Origin of the sequence: Pseudomonas sp. B21-056 (genome assembly GCF_026016325.1) — a bacterium.
Classification (GTDB): domain Bacteria; phylum Pseudomonadota; class Gammaproteobacteria; order Pseudomonadales; family Pseudomonadaceae; genus Aquipseudomonas.
On sequence record NZ_CP087203.1, the window covers coordinates 5088518 to 5107954 of the forward strand.

17 protein-coding genes are annotated in these 19437 nt (G+C 62.2%); 7 read left to right on the top strand and 10 right to left on the bottom strand.

Annotated features, from left to right (window positions below; all coding sequences use genetic code 11):
* Nucleotides 1-73 precede the first annotated feature (73 nt).
* Nucleotides 74-829: a hypothetical protein gene (locus LOY67_RS22070; protein WP_265064430.1), complete on the bottom strand. Its 756-nt coding sequence runs from the start codon at nt 827-829 to the stop codon at nt 74-76.
* 341 nt (nt 830-1170) lie between these two features.
* Here LOY67_RS22070 and LOY67_RS22075 point away from each other — a divergent pair, with 341 nt between their 5' ends.
* Together LOY67_RS22075 and LOY67_RS22080 are read left to right on the top strand one after the other, a co-directional pair.
* Nucleotides 1171-1503 carry a hypothetical protein gene (locus tag LOY67_RS22075; RefSeq protein ID WP_265064431.1) on the top strand — a complete coding sequence of 111 codons (333 nt, stop codon included), beginning with the start codon at nt 1171-1173 and terminating at the stop codon, nt 1501-1503.
* A 156-nt stretch (nt 1504-1659) separates the two neighbouring features.
* Nucleotides 1660-2280 (top strand): flavin reductase family protein, encoded by a 621-nt coding sequence (locus LOY67_RS22080; protein WP_265064432.1) that lies wholly within the window; start codon nt 1660-1662, stop codon nt 2278-2280.
* A gap of 51 nt (nt 2281-2331) precedes the next feature.
* Here LOY67_RS22080 and LOY67_RS22085 read toward each other — a convergent pair whose 3' ends face one another.
* Entirely contained in the window at nt 2332-2565 is a 234-nt protein-coding gene (locus LOY67_RS22085) for a hypothetical protein (RefSeq protein WP_265064433.1), read from the bottom strand.
* 41 nt (nt 2566-2606) lie between these two features.
* Nucleotides 2607-2951 (bottom strand): putative quinol monooxygenase, encoded by a 345-nt coding sequence (locus LOY67_RS22090; RefSeq protein WP_265064434.1) that lies wholly within the window; start codon nt 2949-2951, stop codon nt 2607-2609.
* 325 nt (nt 2952-3276) lie between these two features.
* On the opposite strand from LOY67_RS22090, the gene LOY67_RS22095 reads away from it, so the two are divergent.
* Nucleotides 3277-4206, top strand: coding sequence for an AraC family transcriptional regulator (locus LOY67_RS22095; RefSeq protein WP_265064435.1), 930 nt, complete (start codon nt 3277-3279; stop codon nt 4204-4206).
* A 108-nt stretch (nt 4207-4314) separates the two neighbouring features.
* On the opposite strand, the gene LOY67_RS22100 is transcribed toward LOY67_RS22095, so the two are convergent.
* Nucleotides 4315-5949: a 5-guanidino-2-oxopentanoate decarboxylase gene (locus LOY67_RS22100; RefSeq protein WP_265067806.1), complete on the bottom strand. Its 1635-nt coding sequence runs from the start codon at nt 5947-5949 to the stop codon at nt 4315-4317.
* A gap of 115 nt (nt 5950-6064) precedes the next feature.
* Here LOY67_RS22100 and LOY67_RS22105 point away from each other — a divergent pair, with 115 nt between their 5' ends.
* Complete coding sequence (locus tag LOY67_RS22105; RefSeq protein WP_265064436.1) at nt 6065-6946, top strand: LysR substrate-binding domain-containing protein; 882 nt, start codon at nt 6065-6067, stop codon at nt 6944-6946.
* A gap of 166 nt (nt 6947-7112) precedes the next feature.
* On the opposite strand, the gene LOY67_RS22110 is transcribed toward LOY67_RS22105, so the two are convergent.
* Both LOY67_RS22110 and metE read right to left on the bottom strand, forming a co-directional pair.
* Nucleotides 7113-8132 (bottom strand): alpha/beta fold hydrolase, encoded by a 1020-nt coding sequence (locus LOY67_RS22110; RefSeq protein WP_265064437.1) that lies wholly within the window; start codon nt 8130-8132, stop codon nt 7113-7115.
* A 296-nt stretch (nt 8133-8428) separates the two neighbouring features.
* Nucleotides 8429-10741, bottom strand: a complete 2313-nt coding sequence (gene metE / locus LOY67_RS22115; protein ID WP_265064438.1) for a 5-methyltetrahydropteroyltriglutamate--homocysteine S-methyltransferase — start codon at nt 10739-10741, stop codon at nt 8429-8431.
* 109 nt (nt 10742-10850) lie between these two features.
* On the opposite strand from metE, the gene metR reads away from it, so the two are divergent.
* Nucleotides 10851-11768, top strand: a complete 918-nt coding sequence (metR, locus tag LOY67_RS22120) for a transcriptional regulator MetR (RefSeq protein ID WP_265064439.1) — start codon at nt 10851-10853, stop codon at nt 11766-11768.
* Nucleotides 11769-11896: 128 nt separating this feature from the next.
* Here metR and LOY67_RS22125 read toward each other — a convergent pair whose 3' ends face one another.
* From LOY67_RS22125 to LOY67_RS22140, 4 genes are all read right to left on the bottom strand, one after another.
* Nucleotides 11897-12397 carry a GNAT family N-acetyltransferase gene (locus LOY67_RS22125; protein ID WP_265064440.1) on the bottom strand — a complete coding sequence of 167 codons (501 nt, stop codon included), beginning with the start codon at nt 12395-12397 and terminating at the stop codon, nt 11897-11899.
* Nucleotides 12394-13032, bottom strand: a complete 639-nt coding sequence (locus LOY67_RS22130) for a LysE family translocator (RefSeq protein ID WP_265064441.1) — start codon at nt 13030-13032, stop codon at nt 12394-12396. The genes LOY67_RS22125 and LOY67_RS22130 overlap by 4 nt, the downstream gene beginning before the upstream one ends.
* A 5-nt stretch (nt 13033-13037) precedes the next feature.
* Entirely contained in the window at nt 13038-13466 is a 429-nt protein-coding gene (locus LOY67_RS22135) for an NUDIX hydrolase (RefSeq protein ID WP_265064442.1), read from the bottom strand.
* Nucleotides 13467-13673: 207 nt separating this feature from the next.
* Nucleotides 13674-15041 carry an HD domain-containing phosphohydrolase gene (locus tag LOY67_RS22140; protein ID WP_265064443.1) on the bottom strand — a complete coding sequence of 456 codons (1368 nt, stop codon included), beginning with the start codon at nt 15039-15041 and terminating at the stop codon, nt 13674-13676.
* Nucleotides 15042-15270: 229 nt separating this feature from the next.
* Here LOY67_RS22140 and LOY67_RS22145 point away from each other — a divergent pair, with 229 nt between their 5' ends.
* Both LOY67_RS22145 and LOY67_RS22150 read left to right on the top strand, forming a co-directional pair.
* A complete protein-coding gene (locus LOY67_RS22145) occupies nt 15271-17562 on the top strand; it encodes an EAL domain-containing protein (RefSeq protein WP_265064444.1) in 2292 nt (763 codons plus the stop codon).
* On the top strand, nt 17559-19433 hold the full coding sequence (locus LOY67_RS22150; RefSeq protein ID WP_265064445.1) for a GGDEF and EAL domain-containing protein: 1875 nt from the start codon (nt 17559-17561) through the stop codon (nt 19431-19433). Before LOY67_RS22145 ends, LOY67_RS22150 begins: the two co-directional genes overlap by 4 nt.
* Nucleotides 19434-19437 lie beyond the last annotated feature (4 nt).

The window sequence follows — 19437 nt, forward strand, 5'->3', positions numbered from 1 at the left end:
GTGAGCAGAAAATTTGTGCTCACTGAAGATCCTCTGTGGGAGCGAGCCTGCTCGCGATAGGGGCAACTCGGTCTCAACTCAACTGGGCAGCACCCTGCTTGCCATAACGACTCTGCGCATACGCCGCCCCGGCGATCATCACCACCAGAATCCCCGCCAGCACCGCCGACGAACCGACGGTGCCGAAGTCCAGGCCGCCCTTCTCATGGGACTTGGTCATCAGGTCACCCAGGGTCGCACCCAACGGACGGGTCAGCACGAACGCGATCCAGAACAGCACCACCGTCGAGATTTTGGTGAAGTACTTGAGCAGCACGACCACGGCAATGGTCGAGCCGATCAGCAACGCGCCGCCGCCAAATCCCAGGCCCGAATCATCCGCCAGGTAGTCACCGAGCGCGGTGCCCAGGGTGTTGGAAAACAGAATCGCCATCCAATAGAACATCTCGCCACGCAAGGTCTGCACCTTGGTGACATTGAGCGAATCACCGCTCAGGCGCCAGGCCGCGAAAATCCCCAGCAGGATGGCAATCAGGATCATCGAGCCGGTGGCATAACCCAGTTCGAGGGTGCGGTCCATGAAATCGGACATGGTAGTGCCTGCGGTGCTGGTGGACAGGATCACGATCCAGTACAGCAGCGGCTTGTAGGTCTTGGCCATCAACTGCGTCACCAGGGTCAGGACGAACACGCTGATCAGGATCAGCGAGCTGAGGGCGTAACCGACGTTAAGGGTCATCGACAGCAGGTCCCCTGCGGTTTCGCCCAGGGTCGTCGCGCAGATTTTCATGACCCAGAAGGCCAGGGTGATTTGAGGCAGTTTATTCATCACAGGGGAAGCTCCAGTGTGAGGCGATCGGCCCTTGGTTTCAGGCCCTGCGCAAGGCTGGGGTTGCGACGGTGAAAAACAGGTCGGCAATACATGAAAAATCTGTCACATCCGTCCGACATCGAATTAATCGCCGATTAATGTTGGCCCGGCATCCTCATCTCACTTGAATCGATACGTTCGTGACCTTCGCAGTGGCTTGTAAAGCGATGACATGCGCCGGCCTTAACATCGAATTAATCGATTCTTTTTAGCATTATTTTGCGCTTTTCAATCAAATTTGCATGCGTAGAATTAAACCCATGCAAGACACACCCCCTCAACGATTTGGAGCTACGACCATGAAAACCAAACTGATCCTTGCCCTGACCCTGTCCGTACTGGCTGCCAACACCTTCGCCGCCGATGGCTTCAACCGTACCGGTTCGGCTATCGCCGCTGATGGTTATGAGCGCACTGGCGCAGCCACCGTTGCGGCAGATGGCTTCGACCGCACTGGCGGTGCCACCGTCGCTGAAGATGGCTTCGACCGCACTGGCGGTGCCACCGTCGCTGAAGATGGCTTCGACCGCACCAACGGCGCCACCGTCGCTGAAGATGGTTTCGACCGTACCAACGGTGCCACTGTTGCTGAAGATGGCTTTGACCGTACCGGCGGCGCATCCATCAGCTAACCCTCCCAAGGCGTCCTTACAGCCCGGCTTCGGCCGGGCTTAGTCATTTATGGACCTGTGGAAAACCTCCTCCTACAAGATTCGGCAGTGCTGACAAAACCGGCGAGGCCCGGCACTATCCTCGAATCCCATTCAACCCCAGGATCTGCGCACTTCATGCCCGATGACATCCACTTCTACGAACCCGCCAACGGCCATGGCCTGCCCCACGACCCGTTCAACGCCATCGTCGGCCCACGCCCTATCGGCTGGATCTCCTCCCAGGACGCCGAAGGCCGCCTGAACCTGGCGCCCTACAGTTTCTTCAATGCCTTCAACTACATTCCACCGATCATCGGTTTCTCCAGTGTCGGGCGCAAAGACAGTCTGAACAACATCGAACAGACCGGCGAATTCGCCTGGAACCTGGCCACCCGCCCGCTGGCCGAACAGATGAACCAGAGCTGCGCGATGGTCGCGCCCGAGGTCAACGAATTCGAACTGGCGGGCTTGACGCCCGCAGCGTCACGGGTAATCCAGGTGCCACGAGTGGCCGAAAGCCCGGTGTCCTTCGAATGCAAGGTCACCCAGATCATTCAGTTGCAGCGAGCGGACCAGGCGTTGGTGCCGAGCTGGCTGATCCTCGGCGAAGTGGTTGCAGTGCATATTGCCAAGTGGCTGTTGAAAGATGGGGTCTACGACACGGCCGCTGCCGAACCGATCCTGCGCGGTGGCGGGCCGGCGGATTACTTCCAGTTGGGGCCTGAAGCGCTGTTCAAGATGCATCGCCCGCAATAGCGGCCAACACAATCCCCTCGCCACAGGAAAGCTCTCCGGGTGATGGTGGAGTTACCAGACCAACCCACCCTCTTCGTCGACCCCCTTCAGACGGGTCAGCTCCACAGCAGCAGCTTCATCGGCCTTGGTAGCAGTCTCGAACGTCTGCTCCTCCAGTACCTTGTTGAAACGCGGCGCGCCGGAGCCGCCGATGGCTTTGGTCGCAATGGCTGCATGGTAGCCACCACCCTCCCGAGGAACGACCGCCGAGACAGCTTCAAAGGTTTCAAAGGCTTTACGTGCCATATTGCGCATCCTGGCAATGAGAAATGGCGGTCATTAAACCTTCATCCGGCCAGTTTGTGTACCGTCGCCAGCGTCGCCTGGGCGGCGGACACTTCCCTGAAGGTGTGGAAATCCAGACTGCTCACCACCAGGTCCTGCACCAGCTCGGCGAAAATCCCCATGGCCGGGGAGTTGAAATACGCATCCATCGCCTGCTGATCGACCCAGAGCCCGGACATCAGCCACAAATCGGCATCGCATTGTGATTGTTGCAAGGCAAAGTGCATGCAACCGGGGGCCTGGCGCGAAGGCGCGATGAGCCTGCTCAGGCGCGCCCCCAATGATTTGGAGCTTCCGGCGCGGGCCCGCACGAAAGCCATGTGACTGACGGGGATCTGTGTAGTCATGTTCAACCCTCCCAGGTCATCCATTGTGCAGCCGGGGACAGCTGCGACAGGATTGAAGGTTAAGCGCCGCGACGCCAGGGTCGTTAGTCGATTTCTGCCGACGCCTTGCACAATCCTGCGTAAAAGTGGATCGCAAAGCCGTGGCACCCCGACAGAAACCGGCTAATTTGAAACGAAAGATTTCAAGCAAGTTTCGGCAGTCTTGCAACGATCCAGCGCGATGGCTGTGCAGGATCAGGCAAGCTTTCAACAGGATGTGACTACCACCGCGCCTTGCACAAACATAAGCTTTGTCCATCGCTCCTATATATCCGAGGATCCTGGCATGTCGCCGCTCGACCACGCCCACGCCCCCCTGGACCCGCATCTGGAACAACAGCGCGCCGAACTGGCGTCGATCATCGACCGCAATACCCGCGAAGACGGCAGCTACGCCACGGCCATCGGCTCATTGAATCTGTCTCGCTACAGCCAGCCCCATAACTTTGCACCGGTGCTCGCGCAACCGGCGCTGTGCATCATGGCCCAGGGCAGCAAACAGGTGCGCCTGGCGGACGAGCTGTTCAATTACGACCCACTCCATTACCTGGTGGTCTCGGTGTCGATGCCATTGAGCGGGTGCATCGCCGACGTTTCGCCCGAGCACCCGATCCTGGCCCTGCGCCTGGACATCGATCCGGCGGAAATCACCGCGCTGATCGCCGATGCCGGTCCGTTGGGCGTACCGACCCGCCCCGCCGGTCGCGGCCTGTATGTCGAACGCCTGGACACCTCGATGCTCGACGCGGTGCTGCGCCTGGTACGCCTGCTGAACCACCCCAAGGACATCGCCATGCTCGCGCCCCTGGTGCGGCGGGAGATTTTGTACCGCTTGCTGCGCAGTCCCCAGGGCTACCGACTGTACGAAATCGCCATCGCCAACAGCCAGAGCCATCGCATCGGCCAGGCGATCAAATGGCTCAACAGTCATTTCGAACAGCCGTTGCGCATCGACGAACTGGCTCGGGAAGTGAACCTCAGCGTCTCGACCCTGCATCACCGCTTCAAGGCCATGACCGCCATGAGCCCGCTGCAATACCAGAAGCAATTGCGCCTGCAGGAAGCCCGACGGTTGATGCTGGCCGAAGGGCTGGAAGCTTCGGCGGCAGGGTATCGGGTGGGTTATGAAAGCCCTTCACAGTTCAGCCGCGAGTACAGCCGGTTGTTCGGCGCGCCGCCGTTGCGGGATTTGGCGCGGTTGCGGTTGACGGTTTGACTGGACTTTTGGGTTGGCTGTACCGGCCCCATCGCGAGCAGGCTCGCTCCCACATTGGAACGCGTTCCCCCTGTGGGAGCGAGCCTGCTCGCGATGGGGCCCACGCATTCAAGCCATAGCCGCCATCCACCGGGCCTGATCGATTTCAATCAGCGTCGGCCCGGGACGCTCCCCGGCAGCCCGCAGCGCCACCTGCAATGCGTCTACACCGTCGACGGCTTCGGCGGCGCAGCCCAACGCCCTGGCGACGCCGATGAAGTCCGGGGTATAGATGTCCACGCCGACCGGTTCGATGGCGCGGTTGACCATGTATTTCTTGATCTCTTCGTAGCCCTGGTTATTCCACAGCAGGACGATGACCGGCACACGCGCCTCCACGGCGCTGGCCAGTTCCGGCAGGGTGAACTGCAAGCCGCCGTCACCGGTCAGGCACACCACCGGCGGGCGACCATGGCCCTGGCCCTTGCCGCCGAGCCAGGCGCCGATGGCCGCCGGGAGCGCGTAGCCGAGGGTGCCGTAGCCAGTGGACGAGTTGAACCAGCGCCGCGGCTGCTCCGGGTTAAATGTCAGGTTGCCGGTGTACACCGGTTGGGTGGAGTCGCCGACGAAGACCGCGTCAGGCAACGTCTGCAGCACACTGTCGAGAAAAACAGTCTGGGCGCGGGTCGCCGCGTCCCAACTGTCTTCCAGGTCGGCACGCAAGCGGCCGGCACGGGCAGCGCCCCACTCGCTGCAGCGCTCGGCCAAGGGTTGCCGGTTCAACTCATCGAGCAAGGCGTGGGTAGCAGTGCGAGCATCGGCGACCAGTGCCAGGCGCGGTGGATAGTTGCGCACGGTCTGGTCCGGATCGATGTCGACACGCAGCAGCGCACCGGGAATCTCGAAACCGCCGGCAAAGGTGATGTCGTAGTCGGTTTCGGCCAGTTCGGTGCCGATAGCCAGCACCACATCCGCTTCAGCCACCAATGCGCGGGTGGCGACCAGGCTCTGGGTAGAGCCGATCAGCAAGGGATGACGGGACGGCAGCATGCCCTTGGCATTGATGGTCAACGCCACCGGTGCGCCAAGGCGTTCGGCCAGCTCGGTCAATTCGGCGGCGGCCTCAATGGCACCGCCACCGGCGAGGATCAGCGGCCGCCTGGCCGACGCCAGCATCGCCGTCATCTGTTTCACCGCACTCGGCGCGGCGCCGGCGCGGTTGATGTTCACTGGCGTGCCGGCGAGCAACGCATCGGCGTCTTCGACCAGCACGTCCAGCGGGATTTCGATGTGCACCGGCCGTGGCCGTCCGGCCTGGAACACCGCGAACGCGCGGGCCAATACGCTGGGCAATTCCGCCGCAGACATCAGCGTGTGGGAAAACGCCGCGACCCCGCCCACCAGCGCAGCCTGGTTCGGCAACTCATGCAGCTTGCCGCGTCCGCCGCCCAACTGGCTGCGCGACTGCACGCTGGAGATCACCAGCATCGGGATCGAATCAGCGTAGGCCTGGCCCATGGCGGTGGTGATGTTGGTCATGCCGGGGCCGGTGATGATGAAACACACGCCGGGCTTGCCGCTGACGCGAGCGTAACCGTCGGCCATGAAGCCTGCGCCTTGTTCATGACGCGGCGTCACATGGCGCATGCTTGAACGGGCCAGCCCGCGATACAGCTCCACGGTGTGCACGCCGGGAATGCCGAACACCTGCTCGACGCCGTAGCCTTCGAGTAACTTGACCAATACTTCGCCGCACGTTGCCATTGCCACTGCCCTTATTTCCTGTCTGGGAATGGCTTCATTGAACGGTCAGGCCATAGCGGCAACAATGGATAAAAAGTCATACTAGCCATGTCCTCACGTCATGGCTTGGATCCACATGAAACGACTTCCTCCGCTTCCGACGCTGCACACGTTTCTGATCACGGCCCAGTGTTGCAACTTCACCCGGGCCGCCGAACAGCTGCACATCACCCAGGGCGCAGTGAGTCGACAGATCGCCGGACTGGAGGATCATCTGGGCTACGCGCTGTTCCAGCGCCAGGCCCGTGGACTGAGCCTGACGCCTGAAGGGGCGGCGTGGTTGCCACGGGTGCAGCAGGTGTTCAGCCTGATCAGCGACGCGGTGGAACAGATCGGCGAGAAGCGCCAGAGCCTGCAACTCAAGGCGCCGACCTGCGTGATGCGCTGGTTGCTGCCGCGCTTGCTGCAATGGCAGAAGGAACGACCGGACGTGCCGGTGGAGTTGACCACCACGGTCAGGCATGGCGTGAACTTCCAGCGCGAAGCCTTCGATGCGGCCGTGGTCTATGGCCCTCCACCCGACACCTCATTGGCGTGCCTGCATCTGTTCGATGAACAACTGACGCCGGTCTGCTCCCGCCCGGTGCTGGACGGCCCCGTGCCGCTGCGTGAACCCGCCGACCTGCAACAACACCTGCTGCTGCACCCCACTCGCGATGAACGCGACTGGACGGCCTGGCTGGATGCCGCCGAGGTGCAGTTGAGCAACGTCAGCAAGGGTCAGCATTTCGAAACCCTGGATCTGGCGATGTCCATGGCCTCCCAGGGTACGGGCGTGGCAATAGGCGACTGGTCGCTGATTGGCGATGACCTGAGCGCCGGTCGGCTGGTGATGCCGTTCGAGCTGAAGGTCAGGACCGGGTTGGGTTATCACCTGGTGTTCCCGCGCAAGGCCCAGGCGTCGGGGCCGTTGCAGGAATTGATGGGGTGGCTGGTGGAGCAGGCCCGGGCGCGGTAATTGCTGTGGCGAGGGGATTTATCCCCGCTGGGCTGCGCAGCAGTCCTGAAGCAGGCTACTCGGTGCATCAGACGGATTGAGTTGACTGTTTTGGGGCTGCTGCGCAACCCAGCGGGGATAAATCCCCTCGCCACAAAAGGATCTGCGCCGGTTTTCAGGTGTTTTGTCAGAGCAAATTCGGCCCCTGCGCCGGTTCGACCTGCGCCCAGTGCGAGGTGTCTTCGCGGTGCTGTTGCAAATAGGGCAACACCGCCCCCAGCAACGGTTCCTTGAATGCCTCCTGGAAACGATGGGCCAGGCCCGGAATCAGTTTCAACTGGCTGCCGTGGATATGCGCCGCCAGATGGACGCCGTGCATCACCGGCAACAACGGGTCGGCGGTGCCATGGACCACCAGGGTCGGCACCTGCAATTGATTGAGCAGTTCGACCCGGCTCGGCTCGGCCATGATCGCCATGATCTGGCGTTTCACACCTTCGGGGTTGAACGCACGGTCATAGGCGAGCGCAGCCTGATGCAGCAGCGCCTGGCGGTCATCGATCACCATTGGGCTGCCCAAGGCAGCCAACAGGTCGGCCTGCTGCTCCAGCGCCACCTCGCGATTCGGCGCACTGCGCCGGGACAGCAAGCGCACCAGCGTTTCGCTGGGTGCCGGCAGGCCGGCGGCACTGGAGCTGGTCATGATCAGGGTCAGGCTTTCGACCCGCTGCGGCGCCATGGCGGCCATGTGCTGGGCAATCATGCCGCCCATGCTCGCCCCCAGCAGGTGAAAGTTCTGCACGTGCAACGCATCCATCAGCCCCAGGCCGTCATTGGCCATGTCGGTCAGGGTATAAGGCGCGTCCACCGGCAAACCCAGCTTGTAGCGAAGCGCTTCGAAGGTCAGGTTGGCGCTGCCCGGCGCCTGGCGCCAGGTGGACAAGCCCACGTCCCGGTTGTCGTAGCGGATCACCCGGAAGCCCTGCTCGCACAGGGCAACCACCACTTCATCCGGCCAATGGATCAATTGCCCGCCCAGCCCCATCACCAGCAACAACGCCGGATCGGAGGCACGGCCGATGCTCTGGTACGCCAGGCTGACCTGGTCCAGGTCGACCCGTTGGGTCGGGACATTGACATCACAACGAGACGCCGCAATCGACGGCAGGCCGAACAACAGCACGGCCAGGAAAATAAACACACGCATGAAGAAACACCAAAACGCAGAACCCCAGTAGAGCGCGAGTCTGATGAAGTTTGTTCAAGCGCGCTGCCACAGTTGCGTGACAGTTTGATGAAGATTGCCGAAAGGCCAGACACTACCCCTGTGGCGAGGGGATTTATCCCCGCTGGGCTGCGCAGCAGCCCCACCAACTGCAACTCGGTGTGTCCGGCAAATTGAGTTGGCGGTAATGGGGCTGCTTCGCAGCCCAACGGGGCGGTGCGACGTTTCGCTAAATCCCCTCGCCACAAAGTGTTCACCTACCAAGTATCGGAAACCATTCAGGCCAACTGCCCACGCAACTGCCGCGCCGCCGCCACCATGTTCACCAGCGCCGCTTCGGTTTCCGGCCACGCCCGGGTTTTCAGGCCGCAGTCGGGGTTGACCCACAGGTGCCCGGCGGGAATCCGCTTCACGGCCTTGCTCATCAAGCCGACCATCTCAGCGGTGTCCGGCACCCGTGGCGAGTGGATGTCGTAGACGCCCGGGCCGATATCGTTCGGGTAGTCGAACGCTTCGAAAGCCTCCAGCAATTCCATGTCCGAGCGCGAGGTTTCAATGGTGATGACGTCGGCGTCCATGGCGGCGATGGCCTGGATCACGTCATTGAATTCGCTGTAGCACATGTGGGTATGGATCTGGGTTTCGTCGCGCACACCCGATGCGCTCAAGCGGAAGGCTTCTACCGCCCAGTCGAGGTATTCCTGCCATTGGCCGCGCCGCAACGGCAGGCCCTCGCGGAACGCAGCCTCGTCGATCTGCACGATGCTGATCCCGGCTGCTTCCAGGTCCACCACTTCGTCACGCAGGGCCAGGGCCAGTTGCTGAGCCTGGACCCGACGCGGCACGTCTTCGCGGGGGAACGACCACATCAGCATGGTCACGGGGCCGGTGAGCATGCCCTTCATGACCTTGTCGGTCAGGCTCTGCGCGTAGCGGATCCAGTCGACGGTCATGGCTTTCGGCCGGCTGATGTCGCCGAAGATGATCGCCGGTTTCACACAACGCGAACCGTAGCTCTGCACCCAACCGAAACGGCTGAAGGCGTAGCCGTCCAGTTGCTCGGCGAAGTATTCCACCATGTCGTTGCGTTCGGCTTCGCCATGGACCAGCACATCCAGGCCGAGGCGTTCCTGGATCTGCACGGCGTGGCGAATTTCAGTGTGCATGGCGTCCTGGTAGTCGTTGGCCGACAGCTTGCCCTGCTTGTAGGCCTGACGCGCCAGGCGAATCGCCGGGGTTTGCGGGAAAGAGCCGATGGTCGTCGTCGGGAAGGCCGGCAATTTCAGGCGTGCTCGCTGTTGTTCGATGCGCTGGGCAAACGCCGAACGGCGCTGGCTGTCCTGCGGCTTGATGGCCGCTAGACGAGCCTGGACCTCGGGCTTGTGAATGCGCGTCGACGCGGCGCGGCTCGCCTGCACCTCACGACTGACGGCCAACGCCTGTTGTACGGCGGGAGCTTGCGGATCGTTCAGCGCATCGCGCAACACCGCCACTTCACCGCACTTCTGCACCGCGAAGGCCAGCCAGCTCTTGAGCTCGGGGTCGAGCCGGTCTTCCCGTTCCAGGTCCACCGGGCTGTGGAGCAACGAGCACGACGTGCTGACCCAGAGGTTGTCGCCAAAGCGCTCCTGGGCCGGCTGCAACTGCGCCAGTGCCTGCTCCAGTTCGCAGCGCCAGACGTTACGGCCATTGACCAGGCCCACCGAGAGAATCTTGTAGGTCGGCAGGCGGTCCAGCACTTGGCCCAATTGCTCCGGCGCACGCACCGCGTCGATGTGCAAGCCGTCCACCGGCAGGCTCACAGCCAGGCCGAGGTTGTCGTCCAGGCCACTGAAATAAGTCGCCACGAGTTTTTTCAGCGGCGAATACTGGAGGATGTGGTAGGCCCGCTCGAAGGCACTTCTCCACGCCACGGGCAAGTCCAGGGTGAGGATCGGCTCGTCGATCTGTACCCACTCCACGCCTTGGGCCTTCAGGCGATTGAGGATTTCACCGTAGACCGGCAGCAGGCGCTCCAGCAGGTCGAGCTTGTCGAAATCCTGACCCTTGGCCTTGCCCAGCCACAGATAAGTCAGCGGGCCGATGATCACCGGTTTGACCCGATGCCCCAGGGCATGGGCTTCGTCCACTTCCTCGAACAGTTGCTCCCAGCTCAGGGCGAAGGTCTGGTCGACGGAAAACTCCGGGACCAGGTAGTGGTAGTTGGTGTCGAACCACTTGGTCAGTTCCTGGGCATGTTGCGTCTGGCCGTGGTCGACATCGCAGCAGCTCGGGGTGGCGCCACGGGCCATGGCGAACAGGGTGTCGAGGGTCGGCCGGCCCTGCGGGTTCAGCGTGCTGCGGAATCGCTCCGGAACCGCGCCCAGGGTCAGGGTGTGGCCAAGCACCTGGTCGTACCAGGCGAAATCCCCCACCGGCAGCAGGTCGATCCCGGCGTCTTTCTGCAATTGCCAGTGACGGGCCCGCAGTTCACGACCGACGGTCTGCAGCGCGGTCGGCGCCAGATCGCCCTTCCAGTAGGCTTCAAGGGCTTTTTTCAGTTCGCGGTCGGCGCCGATGCGGGGAAAACCGAGGGTGTGGGCCAGGGCCATGGTAAGAGTCCTCCTGTAAAAGATGACGCCATTGTCGACAGCCGACCTTGCATGAGACAAACTCAACCTTTTCGTGTTGATCACAAGTTTTATTCATGGAGCCATTCCGGTGCTTGAACTCCGCCACCTCAAGACTCTGCACGCGCTGCGCGAAGCCGACAGCCTGGTAGAAGCCGCCGAACGCCTGCACCTGACCCAGTCCGCGCTCTCCCACCAGTTCAAGGAGCTGGAGGAACGCCTGGGCATGCCGTTGTTCGTGCGCAAGACCAAACCGGTACGCTTCACCAGCGCCGGCCTGCGCCTGTTGCAACTGGCCGATGCCACCCTGCCGTTGCTGCGCAGCGCCGAGCGGGACATTGCACGGCTAGCCGGTGGTACCGCCGGGCGCTTGCATATGGCGATCGAATGCCACAGTTGTTTCCAATGGCTGATGCCGACCATCGACCAGTTCCGCGATGCCTGGCCGGAAGTCGAACTGGACCTGGCCTCGGGTTTCGCCTTCGCCCCGCTGCCGGCTTTGGCCCGTGGCGACCTGGATCTGGTGGTGACCTCCGATCCTCTGGAACTGGCGGGCATCACCTATGTGCCGCTGTTCACCTACGAAGCAATGCTCGCCGTGGCCAACCAGCATCGGCTGGCGGGCAAACCGTACATCGTGCCCGAAGACCTGCTCAGCGAAACCCTGATCACCTACCCGGTGGAACGGGATCGGCTGGACATCTTCACCCGCTTCCTGGAACCGGCCGACATCGAACCGGCCCAGGTCCGCACGTCCGAACTGACGGTGATGATGATGCAACTGGTCGCCAGCGGCCGTGGCGTCTGCGGCATGCCTCATTGGGCCCTGCATGAATACAGCTCACGGGGTTACGTGAAGGCCAAGCGACTGGGGGAGAAAGGTCTGTTTGCCACGTTGTACGCAGCGGTTCGCACCGACATGCTAGACGCCCCCTACATGCGCGACTTCCTGCTGACGGCCAAGGACACCTCGTTCTCCACGCTGGATGGGGTCAGTGCCGTGCGCTGACTGTAGGAGCTGTCGAGCGAAGCGAGGCTGCGATCTTTCCCCTGCCAATTGAATCGACAGCGAACACTTAGCGATCAAATCAAGATCAAAAGATCGCAGCCTCGCTTCGCTCGACAGCTCCTACGCTCCTACGGGAGCTCGCGCCACATGTGGATCTTGTCGAAATACTCGTCGTCCACCCGTATCGCCATCGGCTCCAGGCCGTAGAGTACGAAGCCGCAACGTTGATAGAGCTTGAGCGCCGGGTCGTTGCCCGCGGTGACGGTCAGTTGCACCAGGCGCAGGAAGCTGTGGCGACGGGCTTCATCGAGCGCGGCCTCCAGCAGTTGCTGGCCGAGCCCACGGTGACGATGGGCCTCGACGACGTACATGCCGAACAGCGTCGCCTTGTGCCGGGCTTTCTGCCGGGGTTCCAGGGCCAGGCCGACGATACCGGCCAGTTCATCCTCGACAAACGCCCCCAGCACCACATCGAGCCGCCCGGTCAGGCGCGATTCCCACCAGTTCATCGGCATCGCCGCCCGCTCGCTGACGCTGGAGGTGAAGGCCTGCGGATGCAATTCATAAGCCTGGAGCATCAGCTCACGATAGGCCTGGGCATCGCCGGCCCGCAGCCGTCGGATGCTCACGCGGCCCGCCGTTGCTCAAGCATCAGCCGCAACGCCAGCGCGCCCAGCACAAAACCCATGAAATAGCGCTGCACCGCCAGCCAGGTCGGGTTGTGCACGAACCACGAGGCAATGCCCGCCGCGAACAGGGCGATCAGCAGATTGACGCTGAAACTGACGCTGATCTGGGTCAGCCCCAGGATCAGGCTCTGGGTGAACAGCGAGCCATGTTCCGGGCTGATGAACTGGGGAAATACCGACAGGTAGAACACCGCGATCTTCGGATTCAGGGCACTGGTGAGAAAGCCCATGGTGATCAGCTTGCGGGTCGAATCCGCAGGCAACTGCTGTGCCTGGAACGGCGAACGCGCGCCGGGCTTCACCGCTTGCCAGGCCAGCCACAACAGGTACAGCGCACCGGCCCATTTCAGGACTTCATAGGCCATGGGCACGGCCAGGAACACCGCCGTCAACCCCACCGCCGCCGCGAACACGTGCACGAAGAACCCCGCCACCACCCCCAGCAAAGAGGTGACCCCGGCCTTACGGCCCTGGCAGATCGAACGGGAAATCAGGTAGATCATGTTCGGGCCGGGCGTGAGCACCATCAGCAACGCGGCGGCGGCAAAAACCAGCAGGTCCGGCAAGGGAATCATGAGGGTCAATCCTTGAGGCGTGGGTTCGACAGGTCTGCAGCCCGATAGAACGGCAGGATCACCTCGCCTGTCAACGGTGCCAACTGCAATCCGCCGTCGCCGGCCGGGTCGATCCAGCGAACTTCTTCAATTTCGGCAGCGGGGAGAACCGTTGCATCGATGTTCAGCAGGAACACCTCGGCCTGGACGACAAAACCCGGCTCGTTGGCGGCCGGAGCGCTGAAAGGGCCCAAGTAGCGAGCCTGCTCCGGCTCGATCAAAAGCCCAAGCTCTTCTTCCAGCTCCCGGGCCAGGGCCTGGACCGGTTGCTCATGGGGCTCGATCTTGCCACCCGGCTGCATGAAGGCCCGGGTACCGCGCTTGCGCACCAGCAGGGTTCGACCGTCCGGCCCGAGCAGCAGGGCGGCGGCGATGTGGATGAGGGGAGTGGTCATGGAGGATCGGCCTTGGCGGAAAAATGCCAGGGGGAGATTACAGACCAAAACGCTGGGAGCAAAGCATACGGGGTACGACACAAATCACTGTGGGAGCGAGCTTGCTCGCGATGGCGGTATGTCAGTTGAAAAGGCGCTGACTGATACTCCGCCATCGCGAGCAAGCTCGCTCCCACAATTGATCCTGTTTCGTCAGTCAGACTCCCGTCACCCCAACATCGGCTTCGGCGCCGAAGGATCCAGCTCTTCCTCGGGGATCTTGACGAACACGCTGTACCGGGCCCCTTCCATCGCTTCGAAGGCGATGAGTTTCTCCACCAACGGCGCGCTCAACACTTTGCCGGCATTGAGCAACAGCATGCCGTTGTCGGCGTTGAGGTTGCGGGCCAGGAGCATGCCGGCCGCCAGTTCGCGGGTGGTCATGACCTTCACCGTCGGGTCGGACAGAGTCACGTCTTCCAGGTACTCGGCACAGGCCTTGATGAAGTCCTCCACCATGTCCGGGTCGTACAGCTTGCCGGCGTACTTGCGGATGTAGACCAGCGCTTCGTCGCTGTTCATCTGCCGCTCGAGAATCAACCCGCGCTGCAACTCGATGAAGTCCACCGCCAGCTTCAACAGCCTGGAACCGAACGGAATCGCCTCGCCCTTGAGATGATCGGGGAAACCACTGCCGTCCCAACGCTCCTGGTGATGAAGAATGATGCGCGCCGCGTCCTTCATCGGGTCCAGGGTCATCAGCAGCGATTCGCTCTGCTTCGGATAGGAGCGATACAGGTCGAGTTCATGGTGATGCAGCATGTCGGCCGGCGTGATCATCATGTTATCGGTCCAGCTCAGCTTGCCGATGTTGTAGAGCGCGGCGGCCATGGTCAGGTCGCGGTCGGTGGACTCGTCGAGGAAGTGCAGCCGACTGTAGACCCGGATCAGCTCGATGATCTGCCGGTTGGTCTGCTTGGCCTTGGGCAGGCGCAGGTTGGCGATCAGCGAGAATACCTCGGTGCCGGTCACGTAGCTGCGCTTGAGCTCTTCATAGGCCAGGTCGAGCATGTCGGCGGTCTGCTGCAGCTCGGAAGTTCGCGACGCCACGCGCTTTTCCAGGGTGGCATTGAGGGTCTTGAGCTGCTGGTTCTGCTCGCGGTTCAGCGCTTCGAGGCGCTGGCGTTCGCTTTCGGAATGCTGATGGGCCAGCGCCTGGCGCAGGGCCTGCACCAACTCATCATCGTTCCAGGGCTTGCTGAGGTAGCGATAGAGCTGCCCCTCGTTGATGGCCTTGGTCATCATGTCCACATCGGCGTAACCGGTGAGCAGGATGCGCAGGGTCGACGGATAGAGCTTGCGGATCTGGGCCAGCAGCGTCGCACCGTCCATGTTGGGCATCCGCGCGTCGGTCATCACCAGATCGACCGGCCGCTCCTTGAGGATTTCCAGGGCCTTGGCGCCGCTGTCGGCCAGCAGGATTTCATACGGCTGGCTGCGCAATAACCGACGCAGGCTATTGAGAATCGACTCTTCGTCATCGACCAACAGCACCGTCGGCTTCGTAACCGGAACGTCCGGCGATTGATCTTCCATTACTACCCCCTCCTATAAGACGACAACCGTTCTACCTTACCCCCAAATGACAGGCTAGTAGATTGCATAAATTTAGGCACGATTTGCCATCACTGAACGAGCGCATCCCGATCAGGCGACTATGCTGTACCCCATGAAGGGCCAAGTACAGGCCAGAATACTCATGCCAGCGAAAGGGATATCAGATGTACCCACGGTTCTGTAGTCAGCATCACCTTGGTGCACGGCCATGAGCCTGCCGTCGGAAAGAGCCAATCGGCGGATCCTGATCGTCGACGACACCCTGACGATTCATGAGGATTTTCGGAAGATCCTCAGTCCCCAGGCATCTGTCGAAGACAACCTGAGCAGTGCCGAAGAGGCCCTGTTCGGCGCGCCGGTCGCGGTCGCTACCCAGAGTTTCGTGCTCGATTCAGCCTTCCAGGGCATGGAAGCCCTGAACAAGGTCGAGACAGCGCTGGCCCAGGGGCTGCCCTATGCCATGGCCTTCATCGACATGCGCATGCCCCCTGGCTGGGATGGCCTGGAAACCATCGAACGGCTGTGGCGCGCCGACCCCAAGCTGCAAGTCGCGCTGTGCACCGCTTACTCGGATTATTCCTGGGAAGACATCGCCGACCGCCTCGAACTGGGCGACCGCCTGCTCATCCTGAAAAAACCCTTCGACGCCATCGAGATTCGCCAGATGGCCAGCACCCTGACCGTCAAATGGCAGATGACCGAAGACGCGGCGCTGAAGATGGACATGCTCGAACAGGCGGTGGAGGAACGCACCCGGGAGCTGGCCGACGCCAACATCATCGTGCAGAACAGCCCGACCATCCTCTATCGATTGCGCGGTGAACCGCCGTTCCCGTTGATGTACATCTCCCACAACATCACCAAGTTCGGCCATGTCGCGGCGCAACTGGTCAACTCACCGGACTGGGCGCAAGCGCTGATCCACCCCGACGACCAGTCCAAGATCGACCAGGCCATGGTTCGCGTGCTGGATCGCGATATGGCGGGGGCGTCCATCGAGTTCCGCATGCGCACCGGCGACGGCGCATTCCGCTGGGTGGAAAACCGCTATATTCCGGTGCGCAATGAACAGGGCCAGCTACTGGAAGTGGAAGGCATCATCCTCGATATCACCGAGCGCAAGCTGGCCGAGGAAAAGATCGCCCTGCTGGCCCGTACCGACGGCCTCACCGGGTTGGCCAACCGCGCCACCGTGATCGAGCGCCTGCACCAGGCCTTCGCCGCGGCTCGCCGGGGGGCGGCGCCGTTTGCGATGTTTTACCTGGACCTGGACCATTTCAAGCGGATCAACGACACCCTGGGCCATCCCATCGGCGACCTGTTGTTGCAGGAAGTCGCCGCACGCATCAAGGGCTGCACCCGGGAAAACGACGTGGTCGCGCGCCTGGGCGGTGATGAGTTCGCCATCCTGCAACTGGATGTCCACGAACCGACCCAGTGCGCGGCCCTGGCGGCCAAGATCCGCGATACGCTGGTGGCGCCCTACTCCCTGGACGGCAACGACGTGCGGATCTCCGTGAGTATCGGCATCAGCCTGTACACCCCACAAAGTCCGAGCGCCGACAGCCTGATGGCGCAGTCCGACATGGCCCTGTACCGCTCCAAGGAAAAGGGCCGCAACCAGTACCACTTCCATAACGAGGAGATCAACCAGGAGGTGACCGACCGGGTCGCCCTGACCAACGACCTGCGCCAGGCCATCGAGAACCACGAGCTGCACCTGCATTACCTGCCGGAAGTCGACCTCGGCACCGGCAAGATCCTGGGCATGGGCGTGCAGGTGCGCTGGAAGCACCCCGAGCGGGGCTGGCTGGAGCCGTCGGTGTTCATGCCGGCGGCCGAAAAGACCGGGCTCATCATTGCCCTCGGACACTGGGTGCTGGACCAGGCCTGCCAACAGATGCGCCAGTGGCGCGACCAGGGCATGGCGCCCCCGGTGATTGCCATCGACCTGTCCCTGACCCAGCTCAAGACCGGGCCGGAATTGATCTACGATGTTCTGCGCACCACGGCCCGCTGGGAGCTGGCCCCCTGGGACCTGCGCTTCGACGTCACCGAAGCCACCCTCGCCCAGACCAAATGGACCCACAACGACGTACTGCCGCGCCTGTGTGAATTGGGGGTACAGGTGGCCATCGATGATTTCGGTACCGAGTATTCCTCGTTCGACTACCTCAAGACCTATCGGGTCAACCACCTCAAGCTCGCCCAACGCCTGCTTGACAGCGCCAACGACGACCCCGACAACGCCATGACCCTGCGGGCGATCATCAATTTTGCCCGGGACGTGGGCATCGGCATCATCGCCGAAGGCGTCGAGACCCAGGAACAACGCACCACATTGATGTCCACCGGCGGAGCGATGCAGGCCCAGGGGCATTATTTCAGCACGGTGGTGGACAGCGGCCAGGCCGCCGAACTGCTCAAGGCCGGTACCATCGTTCCCACGGTGGACCACTGGACCCGGCCGGCGAGCCAGCTATCGGAGAGCAACCCATGAACCCCATGTCGGTACCTGCCAACCGGCGGATCCTGGTGGTGGACGACACACCGGCCATCCATCAGGACTTCCGCAAGATCCTCAGCCCCGGCAACGGCAGCGACGATTCGCTGGACGACACCGAGAGCCTGTTGTTCGGAACGCCCCAGGTCAACCGACTGCAATTTCAGATCGACTCGGCCTATCAGGGCGAAGAAGCCCTGGAACTGGTCAAGCGCGCCCAGGCCGAAGGCCAGCCCTACGCGCTGGTGTTCGCCGACATGCGCATGCCGCCGGGCTGGGACGGCCTGCAGACCATCGAGCGCTTGTGGCAAGCCGACCCGCGCCTGCAGATCGCCCTGTGCACGGCGTTCTCGGATTACACCTGGGAAACCATGTCCGAACGCATCGAGTTCGACGATCAACTGCTGATCCTGAAAAAACCCTTCGACACCCTGGAAATCCGCCAGATGGCCAGCGCCATGACCTGGAAATGGCAACTGGCCCAGGATGCGGCGAGAAAAATGCGCAGCCTGGAGCGCACGATCGAGGAACGGGTCCAGGAATTGCTCAAGGTGTCCCACCTGCTGCAATACGACGTACTCACCGAACTGCCCAACAGCATGCTGCTCGGCGATCGCCTGACCCAGGCCATGGCCCAGTGCCGGCGCCATGACCGGCAACTGGCGGTGATGTTCATCGGCCTGGATCGCTTCAAGCGCGTCAACAATGCCCTCGGCCATCCGGTGGGCGATGAGATGCTCAAGCGCGTGGCACGCACCCTGGCGACGGTGGTGCGTGAATCCGACTCGGTGTTTCGCTACGGTTCCGATGAGTTCGTGGTGGTGCTGGGAGACATCACCGACCCGCAGCAGATCAAGGGCGTGGCGGAAAAACTGCTGGCGGCCATCAATACGCCCCAACCCATCGACGGCCATGACCTGAGCGTCACCGCGAGCCTGGGGGTCAGCGTGTATCCGGCCGACGGTTTCGATGCCGTAGCGCTGATCAAAAAAGCCGAGACGGCGATGCGCAACGTCAAGGAAACCGGCCCCAACGACTACCGCTTTTTCACCGAAGACATGAACCGCCGGGCCCGACAGCAACAGACCATCGAGTCCGGTTTGCGCCTGGCCCTGCAACGCAAGGAATTCGTGCTGCATTACCAGCCCAAGCTGGACCTGCGCAGCGGCAAGGTGGTCGGCGCCGAGGCGCTGGTGCGCTGGAACCGGCCAGGTCACGGGATGGTTCCTCCGTCGGATTTCATCCCGGTGGCCGAGGACAGCGGGCTGATCGTGCCATTGAGCCAGTGGGTGCTCCAGGAAGCCTGCCAGCAGGCCTGCACCTGGCAAGCCCAGGGCATGCGGCCGCTGTACCTGTCGGTCAACGTCTCGGCCATCGACTTTCGCCAGCGCGGATTCGTCGAAGGCATCGCCCGCACCCTCAAGGAAACCGGACTCAGCCCGACACAGTTGGAACTGGAGATTACCGAAAGTGTGCTGATGCAGAACATCGATACCACCGTCGCGATTCTCAGGGCCATCAAGCAACAGGGGATCCGGCTGGCCATCGACGATTTCGGCACTGGCTATTCGAGCCTGAGCTACCTGCAGAAATTCCCGGTGGATGTGCTGAAGATCGACCAGTCGTTTGTCGGCGACCTGAGCATTGATAGCAACGACGCCAAGCTGGTGAGCACCATCATCAACCTCGGCAAGGGCCTGAACCTGCACATCATCGCCGAAGGTGTGGAAACCCTCGAGCAACTGGAATTTCTCAAGCGCCACCAGTGCGAGGAGGCCCAGGGGTACTACTTCAGCAAGGCAGTGGAGCCACATGCCTTTGTCCAGTGGATGGCCGAGTGGGAACGACGTCCGAATCCGTTTTCGTGAAACA